At 67.4% G+C, this 22215-nt stretch carries 22 protein-coding genes and 2 pseudogenes; 11 read left to right on the plus strand and 13 right to left on the minus strand.

Annotated elements, in window-relative coordinates; genetic code table 11:
* The 3 genes and pseudogenes from DDE13_RS17425 to DDE13_RS17435 all read right to left on the minus strand — a co-directional run.
* The coding region (locus DDE13_RS17425; protein ID WP_162631065.1) for an FAD:protein FMN transferase at positions 1-629 on the minus strand (629 nt) is incomplete at its 3' end.
* Positions 610-2439, minus strand: a pseudogene (locus DDE13_RS17430) (flavodoxin domain-containing protein); the annotation flags it as partial. The pseudogene DDE13_RS17430 and the gene DDE13_RS17425, both read right to left, overlap by 20 nt.
* Positions 2385-2567 (minus strand): annotated as a pseudogene (locus DDE13_RS17435) (c-type cytochrome); the annotation flags it as partial. The pseudogenes DDE13_RS17430 and DDE13_RS17435, both read right to left, overlap by 55 nt.
* 135 nt (positions 2568-2702) lie before the next feature.
* Between DDE13_RS17435 and DDE13_RS17440 the strand changes: the two are divergent.
* The 8 genes from DDE13_RS17440 to DDE13_RS17470 all read left to right on the plus strand — a co-directional run bounded on the left by DDE13_RS17440 (position 2703) and on the right by DDE13_RS17470 (position 10282).
* Complete coding sequence (locus DDE13_RS17440; RefSeq protein WP_045681279.1) at positions 2703-3101, plus strand: hypothetical protein; 399 nt, start codon at positions 2703-2705, stop codon at positions 3099-3101.
* 72 nt (positions 3102-3173) lie between these two features.
* Positions 3174-4727, plus strand: a complete 1554-nt coding sequence (locus tag DDE13_RS17445) for a multicopper oxidase family protein (RefSeq protein WP_111405553.1) — start codon at positions 3174-3176, stop codon at positions 4725-4727.
* 123 nt (positions 4728-4850) lie between these two features.
* On the plus strand, positions 4851-4976 hold the full coding sequence (locus tag DDE13_RS23610) for a hypothetical protein (RefSeq protein ID WP_268951256.1): 126 nt from the start codon (positions 4851-4853) through the stop codon (positions 4974-4976).
* A 16-nt stretch (positions 4977-4992) separates the two neighbouring features.
* The gene (locus tag DDE13_RS17450) at positions 4993-5379 is read left to right on the plus strand and encodes a DUF302 domain-containing protein (RefSeq protein ID WP_045681285.1); all 387 of its coding nucleotides are present in this window, start codon (positions 4993-4995) and stop codon (positions 5377-5379) included.
* Between the two features lies 1 nt (position 5380).
* Positions 5381-6055 (plus strand): TVP38/TMEM64 family protein, encoded by a 675-nt coding sequence (locus tag DDE13_RS17455; RefSeq protein WP_045681287.1) that lies wholly within the window; start codon positions 5381-5383, stop codon positions 6053-6055.
* Positions 6052-7362, plus strand: coding sequence for an APC family permease (locus DDE13_RS17460; protein ID WP_111405554.1), 1311 nt, complete (start codon positions 6052-6054; stop codon positions 7360-7362). Before DDE13_RS17455 ends, DDE13_RS17460 begins: the two co-directional genes overlap by 4 nt.
* A 67-nt stretch (positions 7363-7429) precedes the next feature.
* Positions 7430-9763 (plus strand): heavy metal translocating P-type ATPase, encoded by a 2334-nt coding sequence (locus DDE13_RS17465; protein WP_111405555.1) that lies wholly within the window; start codon positions 7430-7432, stop codon positions 9761-9763.
* A gap of 39 nt (positions 9764-9802) precedes the next feature.
* On the plus strand, positions 9803-10282 hold the full coding sequence (locus DDE13_RS17470) for a DUF411 domain-containing protein (protein ID WP_111405556.1): 480 nt from the start codon (positions 9803-9805) through the stop codon (positions 10280-10282).
* Positions 10283-10320: 38 nt separating this feature from the next.
* Here DDE13_RS17470 and DDE13_RS17475 read toward each other — a convergent pair whose 3' ends face one another.
* The gene (locus tag DDE13_RS17475) at positions 10321-11640 is read right to left on the minus strand and encodes an MFS transporter (RefSeq protein ID WP_111405557.1); all 1320 of its coding nucleotides are present in this window, start codon (positions 11638-11640) and stop codon (positions 10321-10323) included.
* A 10-nt stretch (positions 11641-11650) separates the two neighbouring features.
* Positions 11651-11911 carry a metal-sensing transcriptional repressor gene (locus DDE13_RS17480; RefSeq protein WP_111405558.1) on the minus strand — a complete coding sequence of 87 codons (261 nt, stop codon included), beginning with the start codon at positions 11909-11911 and terminating at the stop codon, positions 11651-11653.
* Between the two features lie 86 nt (positions 11912-11997).
* Here DDE13_RS17480 and DDE13_RS17485 point away from each other — a divergent pair, with 86 nt between their 5' ends.
* The 3 genes from DDE13_RS17485 to DDE13_RS17495 are packed head-to-tail and all read left to right on the plus strand — an operon-like array spanning position 11998 to position 13773.
* Positions 11998-12351 (plus strand): hypothetical protein, encoded by a 354-nt coding sequence (locus tag DDE13_RS17485; RefSeq protein WP_111405559.1) that lies wholly within the window; start codon positions 11998-12000, stop codon positions 12349-12351.
* 58 nt (positions 12352-12409) lie between these two features.
* Positions 12410-13138, plus strand: a complete 729-nt coding sequence (locus tag DDE13_RS17490) for a HupE/UreJ family protein (RefSeq protein WP_111405560.1) — start codon at positions 12410-12412, stop codon at positions 13136-13138.
* A gap of 11 nt (positions 13139-13149) precedes the next feature.
* A complete protein-coding gene (locus tag DDE13_RS17495; RefSeq protein ID WP_111405561.1) occupies positions 13150-13773 on the plus strand; it encodes a transmembrane anchor protein in 624 nt (207 codons plus the stop codon).
* Between the two features lie 208 nt (positions 13774-13981).
* On the opposite strand, the gene DDE13_RS17505 is transcribed toward DDE13_RS17495, so the two are convergent.
* The 8 genes from DDE13_RS17505 to DDE13_RS17540 form a co-directional block, all read right to left on the minus strand.
* The gene (locus DDE13_RS17505) at positions 13982-14197 is read right to left on the minus strand and encodes a hypothetical protein (protein ID WP_235868754.1); all 216 of its coding nucleotides are present in this window, start codon (positions 14195-14197) and stop codon (positions 13982-13984) included.
* A 38-nt stretch (positions 14198-14235) separates the two neighbouring features.
* Positions 14236-14910, minus strand: a complete 675-nt coding sequence (locus DDE13_RS17510; RefSeq protein ID WP_111405564.1) for a YcbK family protein — start codon at positions 14908-14910, stop codon at positions 14236-14238.
* Between the two features lie 72 nt (positions 14911-14982).
* The gene (locus DDE13_RS17515; protein WP_023851444.1) at positions 14983-15270 is read right to left on the minus strand and encodes a DUF6127 family protein; all 288 of its coding nucleotides are present in this window, start codon (positions 15268-15270) and stop codon (positions 14983-14985) included.
* Positions 15271-15289: 19 nt separating this feature from the next.
* Positions 15290-16366, minus strand: a complete 1077-nt coding sequence (locus tag DDE13_RS17520; protein ID WP_111405565.1) for a DUF2793 domain-containing protein — start codon at positions 16364-16366, stop codon at positions 15290-15292.
* Between the two features lie 75 nt (positions 16367-16441).
* Positions 16442-16822 carry a hypothetical protein gene (locus tag DDE13_RS17525; RefSeq protein WP_235868755.1) on the minus strand — a complete coding sequence of 127 codons (381 nt, stop codon included), beginning with the start codon at positions 16820-16822 and terminating at the stop codon, positions 16442-16444.
* Between the two features lie 53 nt (positions 16823-16875).
* A complete protein-coding gene (locus DDE13_RS17530; RefSeq protein ID WP_111405566.1) occupies positions 16876-20841 on the minus strand; it encodes a baseplate multidomain protein megatron in 3966 nt (1321 codons plus the stop codon).
* A gap of 9 nt (positions 20842-20850) precedes the next feature.
* A complete protein-coding gene (locus tag DDE13_RS17535) occupies positions 20851-21297 on the minus strand; it encodes an NlpC/P60 family protein (RefSeq protein ID WP_111405567.1) in 447 nt (148 codons plus the stop codon).
* A partial coding sequence (locus DDE13_RS17540; RefSeq protein WP_111405568.1) for a DUF2163 domain-containing protein occupies positions 21294-22215 on the minus strand: 922 nt, incomplete at its 5' end. The genes DDE13_RS17535 and DDE13_RS17540, both read right to left, overlap by 4 nt.

The raw sequence follows: 22215 nt of genomic DNA on the forward strand, positions 1-22215 counted from the left end.
AGCGTCCGGCGCTCGGCGTCCGGCGCCTCGACCGCGACGGTCCAGGCCTCGCCGTCCGGCCGGAGCCCCATTGCACGCATCTCGCCATCGATCCCGACGAGTCCATCCGAAATCCCATGATCGCGCAGGGTCTCGGCGAGCCGGTCGACGCCATAGCCTTTGGCGATGCCGTTGAGGTCGAGTTTCAGGGCTGCGGCCTTGCGCACGCGGGCATCGTCCATCTCCAGCGCTTCATGTGCCGGGCGGCGCGACGCGGTCATCGCGGCGCGGATGCCATCTGGCGCGGCGTCCCCGGGCCCGAAGCCCCAGGCCGTCACCGCGTCGCCAATGCCAATGTCGAACGCCCCGCCCGAGGCGCGCCCGATCTCGAGGCCGAGGCGCAGGACCGCAGCCAGTTGCGCGGGCACCGCCACCCATTCTCCCACCGGCGCCGCGTTGAGCCGCATCAGGTCGCTGCCCGCGTTCCAGGTCGACATCTGTCCGTCCACCTCTTCCACGGCCGCCTGCAGCGCCGCGCGGATCGGGGCCAGGTCGAAGTCCGGCTCCGCGAAGAACAGCGCCGACCAGCGCGTGCCCATGGTCGGTCCGTTCAGGGCGATGCGAATGCGCTCAGTAGACATCTTCGACATACCGCTCCTCCGCCTTCATGACCGCCGGCGTCAGCCCGGCCGGTGCGAGGATCTCGGCCAGCGCCTCGGCCACGCCGGCGGCCATGTCCCGTCCGCCGCAGACCATCACGCGCGCCCCATTGCGGATGAGCTCCGCGACCTGAGTGGCCTCGCCGCGCAGCGCGTCCTGGACATAGTGGGGGCGCGCCCCGCGTGAGACGGCCGTGACCAGCCGGGTCAGACGCCCCTCGTCCTGCCAGCCGCGGAATTCCTCGCCGTAGAAGAAATCGCTGTCGGGATGGCGCATGCCGAAGAACAGGTGAACCGGCCTGCCGCGCGTGTTGCCGCGCACAAAGCCCGCGAGCGGCCCGATGCCGGTCCCCGCGCCGATCAGGATCAGCGGCGCCCGGCTCCGCCCCGGACGGAAACCCGGGTTGCGGCGCAGGAAAGCGCTCACCGTGTCGCCAGGCTCCAGCACCGTGAGCTGACCCGAGCAGAGGCCGCCGGGGTGCTTCTTGACCACAATCTCGATGAAGCCGTCGCGGCGTCCGGAGGCGAGCGAATAGAGCCGCGGAACGGCGCCTCCTTCGGGCAGAATTCCGATCAGGTCGCCGGCCTGGAACCGGGCGAACCCGCTCCCGAGCAGCCCTTGGCAGAGCGAGGCGCGCGGCAGCGCGAAGCGGAGGATGGCGGTCGGCGCCTGCACCTCGGCGCCGTAGTCGCGCCGTGAGACGAGGGTCAGCGTGGTCGTCTGCGGCTGGACAGGCCGGTGCGACAGTTCGAGTTCTATCCCGAGCGCGTCTCCGAGCGCCCGGCCCCAACGCGCGAAATCCTGCGGCGATTGCCGGTCGATGGTGTCGAGAGCCAGCAGTTCGAGCCAGCCCTTCGCCTGCGCCGCTGCCGCGACGTACCTGGCGAAGGCGCAATAGGCCGGAAAGCTCCGGTCGCCGAAGCCGAGGACCGCGAGAGGGATGTTCGGCGCACGGTCGGAAGCGTTAAGCCGGTCGAGAAAGCCTTTCGCCGACGCGGGCGCCGCCCCGTCGCCATAGGTCGCGGCGAGCAGGATGATCCGCTGGGCGCTAGTGTAGCGCTCCAGCTTGAAGGCCGACAGCGGGCCGACATGGACGCTCTGCCCGGCTTCTTTCAGTGCGGCCTGCAAGGTCGCGGCGAAGCCCCAGGTGCTGCCGCCCTCGCTGCCGACGAGCAGAATCGTCTCGGCGCGACCGGCGGGCTGATTGCCCCGGATGCGCGGCCGACCCCGCCGCCCGGCGAGCCAGACCAGCACGCCGGTCGCGCCCATCGCTGGCACGCCGAGCGCCATGAGCCCGAGCACGAGGCCGAGCGTCGCCGCGCCCTGTCCGGTGTGCAGCATGTAGATGGTTTCCGAGACGCGTTCCCACACCGTGAGGTCGGCCCAGGCCAGCAACGCTCCGTCGCCCTGATCGAGGTATCCGGTTCCCCGGTCCGTCTTGAGCGTGAACACGTCCGTCGTATCGCCGGGATAGGGAAAGCTCAGCTCACGCAGTTCGGCGACGGGCGTCTGCTGCAGCGTGGGCATCCGGTCCAGCGCGAACCCCGTCTCTCCACTGACGTCGGTCGGGGCGGCCGCTATGGCGCCTCCATCCGGCAGGAGATCGAAGGTAGACGCAGTCATCCAGAGGGCGGTCGTGGAGGACAGAACGAGGCCAACGACGGCGATCCGGGCGATCTCGACGTGCAGCCTGCCCGCGAGCGGACCACGCAAGCGCGCGAACCAGTGCCGCCAGGCACCCGCCCGGGCGCCGGCAACCGGCCGGACGGAAGCGGCGAGCGCCAGCCCGGCTGGCCCTCCAGTTCCGCGCCGTGGCAGGCGGCGCACTGATCCGCATAGATCTGGCGTCCTTGCGCGATGATGTCCGCCGACGCCACGGCGGTGGATGCGGTACCGGCATAACGCCAGCCAGCAAAGACCGCGAGGATCACACCTCCGACGACCAGACCGATCACGACAGTATTTCGGAGAGCTTTTTTCAAGACGTCTATCCCCGATCACTGCGGAATAACATTCGCGTTTGGTCGAGACCACGTTGTGCCAGCGGCGAGGCGCCTGCGACAATGGACATTCTCGTGAGCAATGCCTATCTTTGCAGCATGCTCGAACGTGTCGTCACCATGCTTGCCATACTCGCGATCACCGTGGTGACGACGGTGACCTCCGCGCATGCGACACGCATGAGCATGAATTCCGGTGTGGATCACGCGATGCATGTCGCCGACATGATGCACTCTCCGGTCATTTCGGGCTTCGACTGTGACGCTGGAGAGCACTGTGGATCGGCCGATGCCGAGATGTGCGAGTTCGTATGCGCAGGCCTCTCTGCCTTCCTGACGTCGGCAGGCGAGGAAGCCGGGCACGCCTACGGCGCCGCCAGTCATGACGTCCCGTCCGCGGCAATCCACGTCAGCCGTGCGCCGGGACTGAACGAACGACCTCCCAAGCTCCGTCTCCTCTGAGCGCGCCCGGGCAGACGCCCGAGGCGCCCCATCGGTATTGATGAACGGGACGGAAGTCCCGAGGAGACGACCATGAACATGCTTTCTCGACGCGGCTTTCTTGCCGCAAGTGCGGCCGCCATTGGCGCTGCACACTTGCCCCGCATCGCCTTCGCGCAAGGGGTGGCGCCGATCAGCCTCTCCGCTGCGACGCGCACGCTCGACATCGACGGTCGCGCTGCCACGGTCTTCGGGCTTGCCGGCCCCGGCGGTCAGGGACTGATCCTCGACCCCGGCCAGAGGTTCCGGGTCGATCTGACCAACGACCTGGACGTCGGTACCATCATCCACTGGCACGGACAGATCCCGCCCAACGCGCAGGACGGTGTGCCGGACATGCCGATGCCCCTCCTCGCACCGGGTGAAACCCGATCCTACGACTTCGAGGCACGGCCCGGCACGCACTGGATGCACAGCCATGTGCCCACCCAGGAGATGCAGCTGCTCGCCGCGCCGCTGATCGTGCGCTCGGGCGAGGACGTTGCTGCCGACCGGCAAGACGTCGTGATGTTCCTTCATGACTTCTCCTTCAAGGCCCCCGAGGAGGTTCTGGCCGAGATCGGCGCAGGTCATGGCGGCGGGCACGGCGCGGGCCATGGTGCCGGTGCATTGCCCGATCAGGGCGCTCCCATGGGAGGCATGGGGGCGATGCAGGGCATGGATCACGGGGCCATGGGCCATGGCGCCACGGGCGGCATGCCGATGGGCAACATGCCCCGAATGGGCGGGATGATGGGTATGGGCGGCCAGATGGGCGGCATGGCCATGGACCTGAACGACTATGACTGGGACGCCTATCTCGCCAATGACCGGACCCTGTCGGACCCGGAGGTGGTCCAGGTCGAGCGCGGTGGCCGTATCCGGCTTCGGGTCATCAACGCCGCTGCGGCGACGGTATTCTGGATCGAGACCGGCGGTGCCGAGGCGCGGCTGGTCGCGGTAGATGGGCACGCGGTCGAACCTCTCGCCGGCACGCGGTTCGGTCTGGCAATGGGCCAGCGTCTGGACATCGAGATCGACCTGCCGCACGAAGGCGGCGCCTGGCCGATCCTCGCCCTGCGCGAAGGCGCGCGCGAGCGCACCGGCCTGATCCTCGCCACGCAGGGTGCCGAAGTGCGGCGTCTCGATGCAATGGCGGATGCCGAAGCGCCCGCGTTCGACACCGATCTGGCGCAGGAGGCGCGCCTCATCGCGCTGGACGCTCTGCCGGATCGACCCGTGGACCGCAGCCAGATGCTGATGCTGGGCGGTTCGATGCAGCCGTACGTCTGGACGATAAACGGGGCAGTCTGGGGCCAGCACCAGCCGATCACCGCACGCAGCGGTGAGCGGGTCGTGCTGTCGTTCCACAACATGTCGATGATGGCGCACCCGATGCATCTGCACGGCCATGTGTTCCAGGTCGTCGGGCTGAACGGGCGTCGGGTCGCCGGTGCACTACGCGACACGGTTCACGTGCCACCGATGTCGATGGTCGATGTCGCCCTCGATGTCGGTGAGGCCGCCCGATGGATGCTGCATTGCCACCACATGCCGCACCTTACGACGGGGATGATGACCGAATTCGCGGTCACGGCGTCCGTCTGATCCCAGCGGGTCGTCCGGACATGGCGCCCCGCCCGGCACCGATCCTGGTCTGTCCTGCCCCATGTTGTCGTGAGGGCCGGCCAAAAGACGCACCCTGCGGGTAAAAATCAGGAGGATGAGATGATGAACTGGAACGACATGGGCCCCGGAATGGGTTTCGGAATGGGGTTTGGCTGGCTCTTCGGCCTGCTGATCCTCGTGCTGCTGGTTTTGGCCATAGCAGCGCTGATCAAGTATCTTCGGAAATAGAAAAAAGGAGTTGGCAATGACCTACACGATCAATCGAATGTTCCCCGACGCCGGTATCGACGACGTCGACGCTCGCGCGCGGAAGGCCCTCACCGACCACGGCTTCGGCATCCTGACCGAGATCGACGTCAAGGCGACGATGAAGAAGAAGCTAGATGTCGAGATGCCCGCCTACCGCATCCTCGGCGCCTGCAACCCCAAGATGGCGCATCAGGCCATCGGGATCGAACCGCGCGTCGGTGCGATGCTGCCATGCAACGTCATCCTGCGCGAGGTCGACGGTGGCGTGGAAGTCAGCGCCATCGATCCTGTGGCGTCGATGCAGGCGATTGAGAACGCCGAACTGACGGCCGTGGCGGGCGAGGTGCGCGACCTCCTGGCGAAGGCCGTCGCGGCGGTCTGAGATGAGCCTGCGCGTCACCATTCTCGCGGGCCTTGCGATCCTCGGCATCGGACTGCTCGCTGTCTGGCAGTTCGCGCCTTCGGTGTTCGCCGAGGCGCGCAGCCTCCTGGAGCCCGAGCGTCTGGAAACGCTGGTGGCGCGTGCGGGTCTCTGGGGGCCGGTCCTGATCGTCACGCTTATGACCATCGCGGTCGTGGCCAGCCCAATCCCGAGTGCACCCATCGCACTGGCGGCCGGAGCGGCCTACGGACATCTCTGGGGGACCGTGCAGGTCGTCATCGGCGCCGAGCTCGGGGCGCTGATCGCCTTCGGTCTCGCACGGGTTCTGGGGCATGACGTCCTGCGGCGGGTGTTCGGGGACCGCGTCGATGCCGGGCTGCTCGGCTCGCAGAACGCGTTGACGGCGACGGTTCTTGCCAGCCGCCTGATGCCCTTCGTGTCCTTCGACATGATCAGCTACGCGGCCGGACTGAGCCGATTGCACGCCTGGCGTTTCGCCTTGGCAACACTGGCGGGGATCATTCCGGCAAGCTTCCTGCTGGCCCATTTCGGCGGCGAGGCGGTGAGCGGAGATCTGGGCCGGGCGACATGGGCAGTACTTGGCCTCGGCCTCTTGACGGGCCTGCCACTGCTTTGGGTAGCCATGCGGCAAAAGCCTGAAAAGGGAAATCCATGACCGGAAGCGAGTACCAGAAGAACAGCATCACCCTTTCCGGTGCGGTAGCCATGGGCACCGGCGTGATGATCGGCGCGGGCATCTTCGCGCTGACCGGCCAGATCGCCGAACTCGCCGGGCCTCTCTTCCCGCTCTCGTTCGTGGTCGGCGCCATCGTGACCGCCTTCAGCGCCTACACCTATATCAAGATGTCGAACGCATACCCGTCTGCGGGCGGCATCGGGATGATCCTGAAGAAAGCCTACGGACCGACGACGGTCGCGGCGGGCGCAGCTCTCCTGATGGCGCTATCGATGGTCATCAACGAAAGCCTCGTCGCTCGCACCTTCGGAACCTACACCCTGCGAGCCTTCGGCGGCGATCCGGACAGCATTCTCGTGCCGGTCCTCGGCGTGGGGCTGATCGTCTTCGCCTATCTCGTGAACGTCTCTGGCAACCGGTCGGTCGGGCTGCTGTCCATTATCATGGCCATTCTCAAGGTGGGCGGCATTGCGCTGTTCGGGGCGGCCGGTCTGTGGGCCAGCGGCATTTCGTTCGAAGCGTCGGGCGGAGATTTTCGTGCGGGTGGATTCGTGGCGTCGGTCGCGCTGTCCATTCTCGCCTTCAAGGGCTTCACGACCATCACCAACAGCGGCGCCGAGTTGACCAATCCGCATCGGAACGTGGGCCGGGCCATAGTCCTGTCCATCGCCATCTGCGTCGTCGTCTACCTGCTGGTCGCATTCGCGGTCGGCTCCAGCCTGCCGCTCGATCGCATCGTGGCGGCGAAGGACTACGCGCTGGCTGAAGCCGCCCAACCAGCCCTCGGGCAAACCGGCTTTTACCTGACGGTGGCGCTGGCGCTGGTGGCCACTGCCTCGGGCCTGATCGCCAGCGTTTTCGCGGTCTCGCGGATGCTGGCGATGCTGACGGACATGAAGATGATCCCGCACAGCCATTTTGGGATGCCGGGCACGATCAAGGACCACACGCTCGTCTACACGGTCGTGATCGCGGGCTTCCTGACGGTCTTCTTCGATCTCAGCCGCATCGCCTCGCTCGGGGCCTTCTTCTATCTGGTGATGGACATGATCATCCATTTCGGCGTGTTCCGGCATCTGCGCGAGGAAATAGGCGCGCGGGGCTGGGTGTTGCTGACGGCCATCGCACTTGATGCCGTGGTGCTGGCCGCACTCGCCGCGATGAAGTGGCAGTCCGACCCCCTCATCGTCGTCCTTGGCGCGATCGGCATGGCGCTGGTGTTCCTGTTTGTCGGGATCTTCCTCGCACGCAATCCCGCCCCGGAAGGCACTCACGACCACCAATGATAAGGGCTTGAGCTTCCAACGGCTGGAGGCCGCAAGCTGAAACAGGACATCGAAAGGCTGGCAGACCATGGAGCATGATCATCATCACGCGACGCCCGACATTCCGGCGGCAACCGAGACGGCGAAGGACCCGGTCTGCGGGATGACGGTCGCGGTCAAGCCGGACGGACATCACGCCGAGTTCCAGGGCGAGACTTTTCATTTCTGCTCGGAGAAGTGCCAGACGAAGTTCAAGGCGGATCCGTGGTTCTACGCTTCGGGCCGGGCCGCCCGGCAGAAGAAGGCTGCTCCGGCCAACGTCCAGTACACCTGCCCGATGCATCCGGAGATCGTTCGCGATGCGCCAGGGTCCTGCCCGATCTGCGGCATGGCGCTGGAGCCGATGGTCCCATCGGACGAACCCAGCGAGGAGTTGACCGACTTCACGCGTCGGATGTGGATTTCGGCGGCGGCGGCGGTGCCGCTCGTCATCCTGACGATGGGGGAACTGGTCGCGCTGCCAGTGCGCGACTGGATCGGGCATCAGACCGCAAGTTATCTCGAGTTCGTGCTGGCAACGCCGATCATCCTCTGGGCCGCCTTGCCTTTCTTCCGGCGCGGCTGGGACTCCATTGTGAACCGCAGCCCAAACATGTGGACGCTGATCAGCATCGGCGTGGCGGCGGCCTACCTTTACTCGCTCGTCGCGACGTTCCTGCCGGGGGTGTTTCCGGAACAGTACCGGATGGGCCACGGCGTCGGCACCTATTTCGAGGCGGCGGTGGTGATCGTCGCGTTGGTCTTCGTGGGCCAGGTGCTGGAACTCCGAGCGCGAGAACGCACCGGGGATGCGATCCGCGCGCTTCTGGATCTGGCGCCGAAGACCGCGCGGCGCATCCTGTCCGATGGCACGGAATATGACGCGCCGCTCGAAAACATCATGGAGGGCGACCGGCTGCGCGTCCGTCCCGGCGACGCGGTTCCGGTCGATGGAACCGTAATCGAGGGCCGTTCCTCGCTGGACGAAAGCATGCTGACGGGCGAGTCGATGCCCGTCGAGAAGGGCCCGGGCGATACTGTGACCGGGGCCACGATCAACAAGAACGGCTCTCTGGTGATCGAGGCGGGCAAGGTCGGGTCCGATACCGTGCTGGCGCAGATCGTCGCGATGGTGTCGAACGCGCGGCGCTCGCGCGCGCCGATCCAGGGTCTGGCTGACCGGGTCTCGGCGGTATTCGTGCCGACCGTGGTCGTCGTCGCAATCGTCGCCTTCGTCGTCTGGACGATCTTCGGCCCAGAGCCCGCGCTCGTCTTCGCCATCGCTTCGGCTGTGTCGGTGCTGATCATCGCCTGCCCATGCGCCTTGGGGCTGGCGACACCGATCTCCATCACCACGGCCGCGGGGCGCGGCGCACAGGCGGGTGTGCTGATCAAGGACGCCGAGGCACTGGAGCGCATGGCGGGTGTCGATACGCTCATTGTCGACAAGACCGGCACGCTGACCGTGGGCAAGCCGAAGCTGACGGACGTTGTGGCGCTTGGCGACATCACCGAGACCGAACTGCTGTCGCTGGCCGCAGCTCTGGAGCGCGGCTCGGAACACCCGCTGGCTGAGGCGATCGTCGAGGGAGCCGAGGCGCAGGGTGCCCCGCGACAGGAGGCTACGGACTTCGACGCCGTCACCGGCAAGGGCGTGCAGGGCCGCGTCGGCGGGCGCGCGGTGGCGCTCGGCAACGCGGCGATGATGCGGGAGATGGGGCTCGACACCGCGCAGGTCGAGTCAAAGGCCGACACCCTGCGCGCCGAGGGCAAGACGGCGATGTTCGTCGCGCTTGACGGCGCGCTCGTCGGCATCGTGGCGGTCGCCGACCCGATCAAGGAGAGTACCGCGCAGGCCATTCGGGAACTTCATGCCCAAGGGCTAAGGGTGATCATGGCGACGGGCGACAACGAACGCACGGCGCAGGCGGTCGCGGGAAAGCTCGGCATTGACGAGGTGCGCGCGGGTATCCTGCCCGAGGCAAAGAAGGACCTGATCGACCAGCTGCGCCAAGAGGGCCACAAGATCGCGATGGCGGGCGACGGGGTGAACGACGCGCCCGCGCTCGCCGCCGCGGATGTGGGCATCGCCATGGGCACCGGAGCGGATGTTGCAATGGAAAGTGCAGGCATTACCCTGCTGGGTGGTGACCTGATGGGCATCGTCCGGGCGCGCAAGCTGGCCCGCGCCACCCTGCGCAACATCAAGCAGAACCTGTTCTTCGCCTTCGCCTACAACGCACTTGGCGTTCCGATCGCGGCAGGGCTGCTCTACCCCCTCACCGGCCTTCTCCTCTCGCCGATGATCGCGGCGGCGGCGATGAGCCTGTCGTCGGTCTCGGTGATCACCAATGCCCTGCGGCTCAGGCGGGTCGATCTCTGATCTGCCAGCCCACACATCCAACCTCGAAAGGAACATCAGATGACCCAAGACATGTTTTCCCGCCGCAAGCTCCTGATCGGCACAGCTGCGCTGGCGGCTGCGTCGCCCCTGAGGGCTCTGGCGCAAGGCGCCGGACCGGCGGTCCACGTGATGAAGGACCCAAACTGCGGCTGCTGCTCGGCCTGGATCGAGATCCTCGAGAACGACGGTTTCGCAGTCACGACCGAGGCGAGCGCGGGAACGCTTCTGATGCGCTACAAGCTCGACAGCGGCATCCCGCAGGAGATGGTCTCCTGCCATACGGGTCGCGTGGATGGTTACATGATCGAGGGCCACGTCCCTGCTGCCGACATTCGCCGTCTCTTGGAGGAACGCCCTGACGCGGTCGGCCTCGCAGTGCCCGGCATGCCCTATGGGTCCCCCGGCATGGGCCCGGAGTCGCAGCGAGAGGCTTATGTCGTATACCTGATCCGTCGTGACGGCACGACAGAGACATTCTCAAGCTATCAGGCAGCCTGAGATTCGCATGACATTCAGGGGCACCCGTTGAGGGTCGCTCAAAGCTGTGACGCCCAGCGGGGGTGCTGGTCGTCCACGACGAACGGATGCGCGTGGCGTCGCGCGCCCTTGAGATGGGGGTGGTCGAGCGGCAAGTTGTCGTGGCTGTGCTCGAGGATCTCGGGATCCTCCTGCGGCCAGAGACGAAGTGCCGACAGCGCGCCGACGCCGGCCAGCGCGGCCAGCACCCCGAGGGCCGCGACCGGTCCGAACTGCGTCATCAGCCAGCCGGAAAGCGGATAGGTCACAAGCCAGCAGGCATGGCTGAGCGCGAACTGAGCGGCGAAGAGCGCAGGGCGGTCTTCTGCGTGGGCGGAACGCCGCAGCAAGCGACCGGAGGGGGTGAGGACCGCCGAATACCCCAGGCCCACCAGCAGCCACGCGCCAAGGAGGACGGGCCAGGTGAGCCCAAGAGCGGCGGCCTCTCCGGCGAGACCGAGGAGCGTCAGCACCATGAGCGCGGCCCCGACGACCATCACCGGCCGGTCCGGCACGCGGTCGAGCAGTTTCGGCAGCGCAAGTGCGGCCAGCATCGACCCGGCACCGAAGGCGAACAGCGTCCAGGCCAGCGCGGAAGCGTCCAGCCCCAGCGCGCTTCGCACCAGCACCACCGAGTTGACCAGCACCATTGCGCCCGCAGCGGCTGCGGCGAGATTCAGCGCCAGCAGTCCGCGCAGGCGCGGCGTCGCGAGGTAGATGCGGATGCCGCGCGTCGTGCGGTCGTAGATGCCGCGCGGCTCGGCTGGTTTCGGACTGGGCAGCAGGACCGAGACGACGAGAGCAGCGGAGGCGGCAAACCCCACCACCGTTCCAAGGAAGAGGGAGTTGTAGCTCACCACTGCCAGCAGGAGCCCGGCCAGCATCGGGCTGACGATGTTCTCGAGGTCATAAGCCAGCCGCGACAGTGACAGCGCCCGCGTGTAGCGCGCCTCGTCCGGCAGCACGTCCGGGATGGTCGCCTGGAAGGTCGGCGTGAAGGCGGCGGACGCCGATTGCAGCAGGAAGATCAGGACGTAGACCTGCCAAATTTCGGTGACGAAAGGCAGGCAGAGCGCCGCAGCCGCCCGAACCAGGTCAAGTGCGACCAGAAACGCCCGGCGGTTCACCCGGTTAGCGAAAGCCCCAGCGATGGGGGCGATGCCGACATAGGCCACCATCTTGATGGTGAAGACCGTGCCCAGCACCAGGCCTGCGTCGTCGCCCGCCAGATCGTAAGCCAGAAGCCCGAGTGCCACGGTGGCAAGCCCCGTGCCCAGAAGCGCCACGACCTGCGCGGCGAAGAGATGGCGATAGGTACGGTCGGCAAGGACTTCCAGCACGGGGCTAACCTCAGAGGTATCGGGAGATGGCCTTCAGTTCGTCACGATCTGCGGCCGAATGCTCGGCATCGAGGCAATGATCCAGGTGATCGTGGATCAGCGCACGCTTGGCGTTCGCCACGGCCTTCTCTACCGCCTGCATCTGCTGCGCGATTTCGAGGCAGGGCTTGCCCTCCTCGATCATGCCGATCACCGCGCGCAGGTGGCCGTCGGCACGTTTCAGCCGGGCAATCAAGGCGGGGTGGGTTGCGTGGACATGGGGCATTGTCATAGAAAGACGCTATCCTCCCCAGGGGGATAGAACAAGATGGCTCCATGAATGGGCCGCGACGACGAGCGGGCGGACAGGCAAGATCGATGGCACCTCTGCGGACATTTGGACGACAAGCGTTTGCGGCGCTTCTGTGCCTGTCGCTGGTGGTCTGGTCCGTCATGCCGACCGCGAACCATGCGCCGACTGTCTTCGAGACGATCCAGGATCATCTGGAGATGATTGCCGATCACGGCCATTCGCATGGGTTCGAGGAAGATCTCTACTGGGCCATGCACGGTCACAGCCACGAGACTGCCGACCACGATCACAGCCAGGCATTCCTGTCGCTGGGTCACGGGGGCCAACTGGCTTTTGCGCAAAGGGATGCGTGGCGGCTCCGGACCTCGCCGGACGGCCCCCACCGTACCTTCCGGATCGAACGCCCTCCACGTGCCTGATCGGCGTCGCGCATCGCGCGGCGTACCGATCCTCTAACAGCACAACGGAGATCTATTCATGACTTCAGGCTATTGGGGCTTGCGCGCGCTGGCATCGCGCCGTGCGGTCGCCCTGACCCTTGCAGTGCTCGCGCTCTACGCATCCAGCGTGGCGCAGGTGCTCGCCCACAACGTCACCGAAGGTGACGCGGGCTACATCCAGGAAATCTGGGGGGTGCACATCATCCCCTTCATATATCTCGGCGCCAAGCACATGGTGACGGGATACGACCACATCCTGTTCCTGCTCGGCGTCGTCTTCTTCCTCTACCGGATGAAGGACGTGGCCATCTACGTCAGCATTTTCGCCATTGGCCACTCGGTCACGATGCTGGCGGGCGTCTGGTTCGGCTGGGGCATCAACGCGTATATCATCGATGCCATCATCGGCCTGTCGGTGGTTTACAAGGCGCTCGATAACCTCGGGGTTTACCAGCGCTGGTTCGGGTTCCAGCCCAACACCAAGGCCGCGACGCTGATTTTCGGGCTGTTTCACGGCACCGGGCTCGCAACCAAGATCCTCGAATACGAGATCGCGGAAGACGGGCTCTTGGCCAACCTTCTGGCCTTCAACGTGGGCGTCGAAGTCGGGCAACTTCTCGCGCTGTTCGTGATCCTGATCGTCATGGGCTACTGGCGCAGGAGCCCGAAGTTCATGACCCAGGCAACCTATGCAAACATCATCATGGTTCTTCTTGGCGTCTTGCTGACCTATCAGCAGATCGCCGGATTCATCGCCAGCACATAAAGGAAAGAACAATGCACAACGCACCGAAACCCAACATCGAAGACCTGCCAACACCGGCTCAACTGCGCCGCTCGACGATCATCGCTGGCATCGGGGCGGTGGCCATTGGCCTGATGGTGTATCTGCCCGCGGAACATGCCATCGATCCGACCGGCGTCGGTCGCGTGCTGGGTCTGACGGAAATGGGCGAGATCAAGGTTCAACTCGCCGAAGAGGCCGAGGCGGATCGCCTGCTGGACGAGCAGCGCGCACGGGGTCAGTCCTCGAGCGTTCTCGACGCCGTCTTCGGCGTGTTCGTCGGCACGGCCCACGCGCAGGAAGCCTGGCGCGACGAGGTGACCTTCACCCTCGAACCGGGAGCCACTGCCGAGATCAAGATGACGATGGAAGCCGGAAACGTGGTCGACTACGCATGGACGGCGACAGGGGGGCGGGTCAACTTCGACCTGCATGCCCACAGCGGCGGCGAGTCGGTCGACTACGAACGTGGCGCCGGCCAGACATCGGGCGAAGGCAGCATCGAAGCCCCCTTCGCCGGCGATCACGGGTGGTTCTGGCGCAACCGGGATAGCACGCCGATAACGATGACGATCCAGTTGCGTGGTGAATACAGCGACGTCGTGGAGACGTACTGAGGCCTGACTGCGCCTGCGGGCAGCCGCAGGCGCAGATTTTCGGAAGGGTCACTGGCAAGCCCGGGCTTGATCCCGCATCACCGCGTAGTCGCTCAGCATCTCCGCGGTCGCCGACCCCTCCGGCAGTAGGGCGACCTCAGCGGCCGCGCGCCCCCGAAACTCTTGGCTGTACTCGACGATCGGCGGACAGGCGCCGAGCCTGCCCGCATCAGAACCGTCCGTCGCGCAGCCGCTGAGCAAGCTCGTTGCGATCGCGAGGACGGCGAGCCGCCGCTTCCAGCATCCGGCGTTGGACGTCATTGGCCTTCTCCGTGGTTTCAAGGCGTTCGGCGAGGCGTCCCGCTCGCTCCCCGGAGCGCCGAAGCGAAAGCAGGAACAGGAGCACTGCCAGCGCGATGGCTCCGTAGCGCAGCGCCGCCCGCATCCATGGGCTCGTAGCGATCCCGGTGAGTAGCCCCCCGATCACCGCCGCCCCCGGCGCCAGTCATCGATTCGGGCGTAGATGGTGACCGCGATCCCGCCGAGCGCCACCACGATGAACACCCAACGCAACGTGTCGAGATACGGCACCAGCGGCAGGATGGCGGTCTGGGTCTCGGCCAGGACGTTTTGCGCTACCTCCACCCCTGCTGCGCCCAGCGTCGCCACACCAGCCGCCCCTCCACCCTTCATGGTGCGGCTATCGGCCAAAACCTCGCGCGCTGGTGGCGTTTCTTCGGCGAAGGCAGTCGCCCGGACCGGGAACCGCTCGCCCCACTGACGCGCGGGCCCGAGGTCGATGTGAATGAACCCCGATCGCGGGTAGAAGCCGAAGCCGAGGAACCCGACCTCTCGCGCCGCCGCCTCGAAGGCCACGGGGTCGTGGTTCGCCATGGCGATGTCGAAGGCGGCGCCGTCCTTGTGCTTCGACCGGGTCGCGCCGCCGACCGCACGGTTGTGCTCGGGGCTGCGATAGGCGGAGCGGACGATCAGCGGCTTGCCCAGCCGGTCGCGCAGCGCCTGCAGCTTGTCGAGCGCCGGTTCATTGATCAGCAGCTTGCCAGTACCCCGGCAGGCAATCTCGGCTGGGCTGAAGTTCGGCCAGCGCCAGGCACTCTCGGGCACATCGCGCCAGTGGTCGTAAAAGGTCGTGGTCATGGGGTCCTCCGAAAACGAAAAACCCGCCTCGAGGGCGGGTACGGTTGGGTCGGTCGATGGGGTGGTGAGCGGCTACGGGCCGCCGCCGAAGATCTTCAGCTTGATGGCGATGCCGGCGAGCAGCGCCAGCATGACGCCGGTGGTGATCATGCGGACGGCGGTCTGCATGGCGGTGCGGCGTACCAGCCGGATGCAATCAACGAGGGAGCGCAGATCGCGGATGTCGAGCGCGGCCTCGTCGCCGTCGAGCCCGACATCGGCCAGCGCACGCTTTGCGCCTTCCTCGGCCGCCCGCGTCAGGATCGCCTCGAATTCGGCGTCGGGCATGCGCACGAAGCCCTCGGATCGGGGTGGTGTCATTGGATCCTCCTTCCGCCGCTCAGCCGACCTTGCAGCCCCAGAAGGACGTGTGATCGGCGGCGAAGTAGCCATCCGCGACCCGGAAATATCCCTGCAGCTCCACGGTATCGCCCGCGGTGAGCGGCACCATGGTCTGCAGCCAGATCGCGGTGGCGAGCGAGACGTGGGTGGCGGAGATTTCGCCGAGGGAGCCGCGGATTTCCGTCGTGCCGTTCAGAACGAGCCGCCCGCGCATGCGCGCCGTGGCGCTGGCGTTGATCTTGTAGAGGAGCGTCGCGCCGAAAAGGTATGTACCGTCGACGGGCGCCACGAAGTGGTTGTTCGCAGCGTCGAAGGCAGCCTGATCGTTGTAGTCGGTGTTGTTCAGGCCGATCTTCGTCCAGGTACCGACGCCGACATAGTTGTCGTAGTTCGTGTACGCCTTGAAGCGCGGCAGCCGGGGCTGATCGACGATGCCGGTGGCGTTGTCGACGCTGAGCCCGTCGAAGAAGGTGCTGCCGTCGGCCGAGACCGCGAGGCGGAAGCGGTCGGAGCCGAAGAGCCCCACCAGCGCCTTGGTCACGAAGCCGGTCTGCAGCGTCAGGCCGAGATCGTCGCCAGCGGCCTCCTTGTTCATGGTGTAGAACAGATCGCCGGTGCCACCCTCGGCGACGGTCTTCGCCGTCCAGAGCGCAGCGTTCAGCTTGGCAGAGAACGGGTTCGACGCATCCGCGGTGGTCCCGAGCCCCAGCAGTGCGAGGTTCTGCAGCGCGTCCGGCGTGGTCCCGACCCAGCCTGCGCCATCGTAGACCAGCAGCAGACCCTCGTCCTCGACCCAGGCCCGCCAGCCGGTCCGCGGCGGCAGGCGGAGCCAGGCGCCATCGGTCCAAAGCGCGACGTTCAGATCCCAGCCCGCCCAGTCGCCCGTTGCGCCGGAGGCGACGATGTATCGGTCGCCGTCGGCGGGGCTTCCGGGCGGCGCGGTCAGGTCCCGGTCGAGGACGGAGAGCTGCACGAGTCCGTCGAGGATCCGCAGCGCCTCGTTGTGGGTGACGTGCTTCTGGGCCTGCGCTGCGAGGATGTAGGGCAGCAGGAGATGGGCCGTGGCGTCGGACATGGGCGGTCTCCAGAACGAAGAATGCCGCCTGCATGGCAGGCGGCGGATGAAGGCGCGGCGATGGTAGGTGGCGGGCTACCCGCGCTCGGGCGTCTCCGCCGGAATGGCCGACAGAACCGGGTCGGGCTTCGGCGCGTCCCACTTCGCGGTCATTGCGGCCCAGCGATCGATCTCGGCCCTGAAGGCCGGGTCGTCGATCCGCAGATGGAAGGTGTAGAGGCGATCCACGATCTCGCGCATGAGCGCGCGCATCTCGTCGTCGTCGATCCGAGAGACCTCGGACCAGGGAATACGGTTCCCCTCGGCGTCTACGACGATGACGTCGCTGCCGTCGCCCGCGTGGGAGACGGGCGCCGGACCCGCATGCAAGTCCTCGAGCTGCGTGTTGCGCACGCAGGCCACGGCCATCACTCTGGCAAGCTGGGCTGCAATCCTGTCTTCGTCCTCGGGGCGCATGTCCCAAGCCTACGACGTAGATCGCGCGCCGTGCCAGAACTCATTGCGCTACCTCAGAAGCTCAGCGTTGCAGCCTTGGGCGCACCCCGCCCGACAAGGGCGGAGAGCTGATGGATGCGGATGTCTAGCGTGTCGCCGGGCCCGAGCGGCCCGCCCCAGTCGGCGGTCTGCTGGTCGGCGGTGTAAACCGCGCTGGTGGTGGCCGTGCTCAGCACCCGCTTCACGGTCACGCCATCAAGAATCTCGACCTCGTAGGCTTCCAGTTCCTCGGCCAGCGGCACCTCCAGCCCGCCCCAGCTGTCGGCCGCGAGTGCGCGCGACCGGCGCGTCCAGCGTATCGTCAGATCGCCAGGGGCGCGCGGTGTGCGCCACGGCTGCTCGACATGGGCGATGGAGAACGGCCGCAGCCCGACGCCCGCGGGCGTGAACGTCTGCGCCACATAGGTCTCGTCGCTGACCGGGCGGCTCGCGGGACCGATGCGCCAGTTCCACGGGATGCCGAGATCGGCCTCGGCGACTGGTAGCGTTGCGAGGCTGTCGTCCAACACCACGACCCGCGCGCCTGCAGGGGCCGGGTTGCCCATGGCATCCTCGGTCCCGCGCTGGCCCCGCAGCAAGCGGGTCAGCCGGTACCGGCCGGGTGCCAGCAGCTCGGCCGCGCCCGCCTGCACGATCTCCCAAACGCCGGGCGCGCTCTCGATGGCGAGCGCGTTCGCGCCGCCGAACAGCGTCAGGTCGGTGACGCTTTCCAGCGTGCCGGTGAGCAGATCGACCACCAGCGCATTGCCGAGGTCGAAGCGCGATGTCGGCCCCGCGAAGAAGTCGGAGACCAGAGCCCCGATCCGGGCGCGGCTGCCGAAGGTGGTCAGCAGCTCGAAGCCATCGGTCGAGGGGCTGCGGAACACCGCCATCTCGCCCGGCCAGGGAATGGCGTGCGCGGCGGCCAGTGGCCGGTGTGCGGCCTGGTCCTCGGTCAGCTGCGGCAGGTCCATCAGCACCGCATCCGGCGCGCCGAACACCACGGCGCGCGTCAGCGACGCCGCGCGAGGATCGCCAGGCGGCAGATCGTAGGTCGCACGGTCCTGGCGCACCGCCTCGATGCCGCGCGCCTCGGCGTCGGCAATGGAGACGAGCCGGAGGTCCACTAGCCGCCCGTCATGCTCCAGCCGGATCGCATCGGCCGGATCGAGCGCCAGCCGCGAGGGCGGCAGACGGAACGCCGCCGTCTCGCGCCCCACCCACGCCTCCATCAGCGCGCGGCGGCAACGGCGCTCGGCCTCCTCGGGCGGCACCGCCATCGGAAAGCTCTCGGAGGCGATCCGCGTCGTGTCCACGGTGATGCGCCGCGCCTCGACGAGGGCCGCATCGTAATCCTCGTCGGCCCGCGCGACCTGCCACTTGAGCGCCTGCGGCAGTTCGGTCTCCTGGCCGCGGGTCAGTTCCAGCACATCGCCCTCGCGGGCGGCGACCAGATCGTCGGGCGCGAGGGTGGCGACGGAGGCCCGGCCGCGCATGATGAAACGGATCACGCCCTCGGTCTCCACCGCGTCGAAGCCAAAGTGGCGCGACAGCGTGGTGATCGAGGCGCGCGGGCTTTCCAGCGCCGTGATCGCGTAGCCTTCGACCGCGCCCCAGAGGCCGCTGACGTCGATCCGGTCCTCGGGCAGCCCCGCGCGCAGGCAGAGGTGCCGGACCAGCGCGGCGAGCGACACCGCCCCGAGCCGCCCCGTCAGCCAGTGGCCGAGCCGCCAGTTCGCCCCGTCCGTCCAGACGTCGGTCAGCGCCGGAAAGAACGGATAGGGCCGCGCGTCCCAGGTCCAGGCGGCGCATTCCGGCACATGCACCATGCGGCCGCCATAGACCGAGGACAGCGGATTGTTCGCGGCCTCGCCCCACCAGAGATAGGTCGCCTCGAGATAGGCGCGCTGGATGGCGTCGTCGCGCCATCCGCGCGAGAAATGCGGCGTGAAGCTTTCCGACGACTTCGGGTCGAAGAAGACGTTCGGCTGGTTGGTGCCCCGGTCGATGGCGGGGCAGCCGAGCTCGGTGAACCAGATCGGCTTCGACTCCGGCTCCCACGTCGTCGGCGTGCCGCGCTCCACCCCACCGGGGCGATTGTAGTGCGGGTTCGACCACCAGGCGCGCAGGTCCTTGTAGCGGAAGACCCACGGCTTGCCCGCCGCGCCGTCCGTGATCGGCGTGCGCACCTGCGCGGTGCGATCCGCCGCGCTGGCGTAGAACCAGTCGAAGCCTTCGCCGCCCGCGATGTTCCCCTGCAGGTAGGCGCGGTCGTAGATCGCGGGCCAGCCTTCGACCGCGTCCGCATGTTCGAACCCGTCGCGCCAGTCCGACAGCGGCATGTAATTGTCGATCCCGACGAAATCGATCTCCGGGTCGGCCCAGAGCGGATCGAGGTGGAAGTACACGTCGCCGGTGCCATCGCCCGGCTGGTGGCCGAAATACTCGCTCCAGTCGGCGGCATAGCCGATCTTCGTCCCGGACCCGAGGATCGAGCGGACATCCGCGAGCAGGTCCCGATAGGCCTGCACCGCCGGATAGCTGCTGGCCCCCGAGCGGATCGTCGTCAGCCCCGGCATCTCGGTGCCGATGAGAAACGCATCGACCCCGCCCGCCGCCGCACAGAGATGGGCGTAGTGCAGCACCATGCGCCGCAGGCCCCAGTCGCCGGGCGTTCCGGTCCACGAAACCGACTGACCAGAGACGTTGAAGCTGGCGGGTGTGGCTGCGCCGAAGAGCGCCGCGACCTGGCTTGCGGCCGTCGCCGTCTTGTCGACCGTCCCGGCGAAACCGGCCGCGGGCGAACAGGTGATCCGCCCACGCCAGGGAAAGGCGGGCTGGCCCGTCCCGGCGGCGTTGTCGGAATACGGGTTCGGCAGCGTATTGCCGGGCGGCACATCCATCAGGATGAACGGATAGAAGGTGACGCGAAGCCCGCGCGCCGTCATCTCCTGGATCGCCTGCACCACCGCGAAGTCGGACGGCGTGCCGCCATAGACCGGACGATCCTCTGCATCCCGGCTGACGAGGAAGGCGCTGGCCCGGCTGACACCGTTCACCGACCAACTGGCGGGCGTGGTCGATTTGGCCGACACCTCGACACCGGGCCGCACCTTGCAGGACCCCGCGCGCAGATCGTCGCCGAACCAGGCCACCACGAGGCTGACGCTCTCGACCGCAGGCGCCATCGCCTGGAGCCGGTCCAGCGCCTCCACCATGTCGGTGGAGTCGGCCAGCGCGTTCAGGTTCTCGGGCACCGTCGCGCCGCCATCGGTCTTGCGGATCGCCTGCGTGGCATAGGTAAACTCGCCCGAGGCCGGGATCATGGTGACGGCGCGGGTCAGCCCCTCGGCGGTGTCGGGATCGGCGAGCGGCCGGAAAACCTCGAAAGAGAGCTGCGGCAGGCGGTTACCATAGGTCGAGAGCGCGAGTTCCTCGAAGACCACATAGGCGGTGCCGCGATAGGCGGGGGTGTTCGACGCGCCCATCTTCGTCGCGATGAACGGGTCCGCCGTCTGCGCCTCGTCGCCCCGATACCAGCGCCAGGTGACGCCGGAGAGGTCCATCGGCTTGCCGTCGGCCCAGATGCGGCCGATGCCGGTGATCGGATCCTCGCAGAGCGCCACGGCGAAGCTGGCATAGTAGAGATACTCGGTGGTCTTGACCTTGCCGCCCCCGCCACCCTTGCCGCCGCCCTGCGTGGTGGTCTTGGTCTCCTCGCGGAAATCCGTCGCCCAGATGATATTGCCGCCCATGCGCATCCGGCCGTAGAGCCGCGGGATGACCGCGCCTTCGGTGGCCGAGGTGATGCGCAGCGTGTCGAGCCGCGCCCCCTCGATGCGCTGTGTCGGCGCCAGCGACGAGACGATCCAGCTGTCCACGACCGAGCCGATGGTGGAGCCGATGAAACCGCCGATGGTCGCGGCGCTCACGCCGAGGATCGCGCCGCCGATCGAACCGCCAATGGCGGCGCCAGCGGCACCGAGAACGAGGGTGGCCATGTCGGGGTCTCAGCGTTGCGGAAACAGGAGGGCGAAGGCGACGCGCCGCCGCCAGGATGGGTTGAGCGGTTCCTCGATCACGCCGAGCCGCTCATAGGCGTGGAGGAAGCTGTCGGGGCCGGTGAGGATCCCGACATGCTTGGCGATGGCGCGGGGCTTCATGCGGAAGAGGACCAGCGCGCCTGGACCGGCTGCCGCCGGTTCCACTTCGATCATCATGGCGCGCGCGCCGTTCGCCAGCACCTCCCGCGGCCCGGTCTCGCCCCAGTCCCGGCTGTAAGGTGGGATCGGGAACGGCTCGGGGCCGACGATCTCGCGCCAGACGCCCCGGGCGAGCCCGAGGCAATCGCAGCCCACGCCCCGAAGGCTGGCCTGGTCGTGATACGGCGTGCCGAGCCAGGACCGCGCTATGGCAATGACGCGCGCCGGGTCGGCCGATGCCGGAGGTTGCGTCACAGCACGCCTCCCTCGTGCCCGCCATCCTTCGTGGCGTAGCGAAGCACCGCATCCTGGCCAGGGATGTGCGGGAAGCCGCGGAAGTTGACGGTGTTGGCGAACTTCGCGCCGCAGGTCTCCATGCGCTTGTCGCAGCCCGCGCGGATGGTGAAGGCGTCACCCTCGGTGATGGCCCGCACAGGCGCCTCGAGCAGGGTCAGGATCGCCACGCCGTCCGTGACGTCATGGCCGAGCACCTCCGTCCGACGCCCCGCGTTCGCGCCGCTGGTCCATTCAATGGTGCCGAAGGTGAACCAGCCGGAGATGAATGCACCCAGTCCCGAGGCGGTAAAGGCCCGGTCGCGCAGCAGATCGATGACTGCGCCGGTTCCTTTGAACGCCGGGTTCTCGAGATCGACGCCGCAGCGCGCATCGCCGAGAGCGGCATCGCAGGTCGCCTGAAAGGTCCGCCCGACCGTCTGGCCGAGGACGTGGGCGAGCGAGCGGACCTCTGCGACGAAGGCCAGCCTCCCGCGCCGGATCTGGCCGATGGCACCCCGGCGCATCAGTACGCGCTGGCCCGTGTCAGCCCAGTTCGCGCGCCAGACCTCAACTTCGGCGTTGTCCCAGCGGCCGTCGAGGATGTCGGTCTCGGTGATCCGGTCCGAGGTCAGCACGCCCTCGGCATCCTGCGCATCGACGGACAGGTCCGAGCCCGACCGCACCTCGGACGCCGTGAGCCCGCTCTCGGGCTCGAAGTCGGTCCCGTCGAAGCTCAGCGTCCGGTCGTGGTCGGTGAAACCGAAGGTGACGCCATCGGCCCGCGTGATCCGCCAGCACCAGGCAAGCGTGGTCGTGCCCTCGTCGAGATGGGCCTGTAGGCCGTGTCTGCATTCATCTGAGCCAGTCGAGGGCGGAGACGAGGAAGACGAAGCCCAT

This window comes from Meridianimarinicoccus zhengii (genome assembly GCF_003254465.1).
GTDB classification, from domain to species: domain Bacteria; phylum Pseudomonadota; class Alphaproteobacteria; order Rhodobacterales; family Rhodobacteraceae; genus Meridianimarinicoccus; species Meridianimarinicoccus zhengii.

Bases quoted from the DNA above. Each gene is read 5' to 3' on its own strand.
- DDE13_RS17440 (WP_045681279.1), top strand. From the start codon at position 2,703: ATGGACATTCTCGTGAGCAATGCCTATCTTTGCAGCATGCTCGAACGT.
- DDE13_RS17445 (WP_111405553.1), top strand. From the start codon at position 3,174: ATGAACATGCTTTCTCGACGCGGCTTTCTTGCCGCAAGTGCGGCCGCC.
- DDE13_RS23610 (WP_268951256.1), top strand. From the start codon at position 4,851: ATGAACTGGAACGACATGGGCCCCGGAATGGGTTTCGGAATGGGGTTT.
- DDE13_RS17450 (WP_045681285.1), top strand. From the start codon at position 4,993: ATGACCTACACGATCAATCGAATGTTCCCCGACGCCGGTATCGACGAC.
- DDE13_RS17455 (WP_045681287.1), top strand. From the start codon at position 5,381: ATGAGCCTGCGCGTCACCATTCTCGCGGGCCTTGCGATCCTCGGCATC.
- DDE13_RS17460 (WP_111405554.1), top strand. From the start codon at position 6,052: ATGACCGGAAGCGAGTACCAGAAGAACAGCATCACCCTTTCCGGTGCG.
- DDE13_RS17465 (WP_111405555.1), top strand. From the start codon at position 7,430: ATGGAGCATGATCATCATCACGCGACGCCCGACATTCCGGCGGCAACC.
- DDE13_RS17470 (WP_111405556.1), top strand. From the start codon at position 9,803: ATGACCCAAGACATGTTTTCCCGCCGCAAGCTCCTGATCGGCACAGCT.
- DDE13_RS17480 (WP_111405558.1), bottom strand. From the start codon at position 11,911: ATGACAATGCCCCATGTCCACGCAACCCACCCCGCCTTGATTGCCCGG.
- DDE13_RS17485 (WP_111405559.1), top strand. From the start codon at position 11,998: ATGGCACCTCTGCGGACATTTGGACGACAAGCGTTTGCGGCGCTTCTG.
- DDE13_RS17490 (WP_111405560.1), top strand. From the start codon at position 12,410: ATGACTTCAGGCTATTGGGGCTTGCGCGCGCTGGCATCGCGCCGTGCG.
- DDE13_RS17495 (WP_111405561.1), top strand. From the start codon at position 13,150: ATGCACAACGCACCGAAACCCAACATCGAAGACCTGCCAACACCGGCT.
- DDE13_RS17505 (WP_235868754.1), bottom strand. From the start codon at position 14,197: ATGCGGGCGGCGCTGCGCTACGGAGCCATCGCGCTGGCAGTGCTCCTG.
- DDE13_RS17510 (WP_111405564.1), bottom strand. From the start codon at position 14,910: ATGACCACGACCTTTTACGACCACTGGCGCGATGTGCCCGAGAGTGCC.
- DDE13_RS17515 (WP_023851444.1), bottom strand. From the start codon at position 15,270: ATGACACCACCCCGATCCGAGGGCTTCGTGCGCATGCCCGACGCCGAA.
- DDE13_RS17520 (WP_111405565.1), bottom strand. From the start codon at position 16,366: ATGTCCGACGCCACGGCCCATCTCCTGCTGCCCTACATCCTCGCAGCG.
- DDE13_RS17525 (WP_235868755.1), bottom strand. From the start codon at position 16,822: ATGCGCCCCGAGGACGAAGACAGGATTGCAGCCCAGCTTGCCAGAGTG.
- DDE13_RS17530 (WP_111405566.1), bottom strand. From the start codon at position 20,841: ATGGCCACCCTCGTTCTCGGTGCCGCTGGCGCCGCCATTGGCGGTTCG.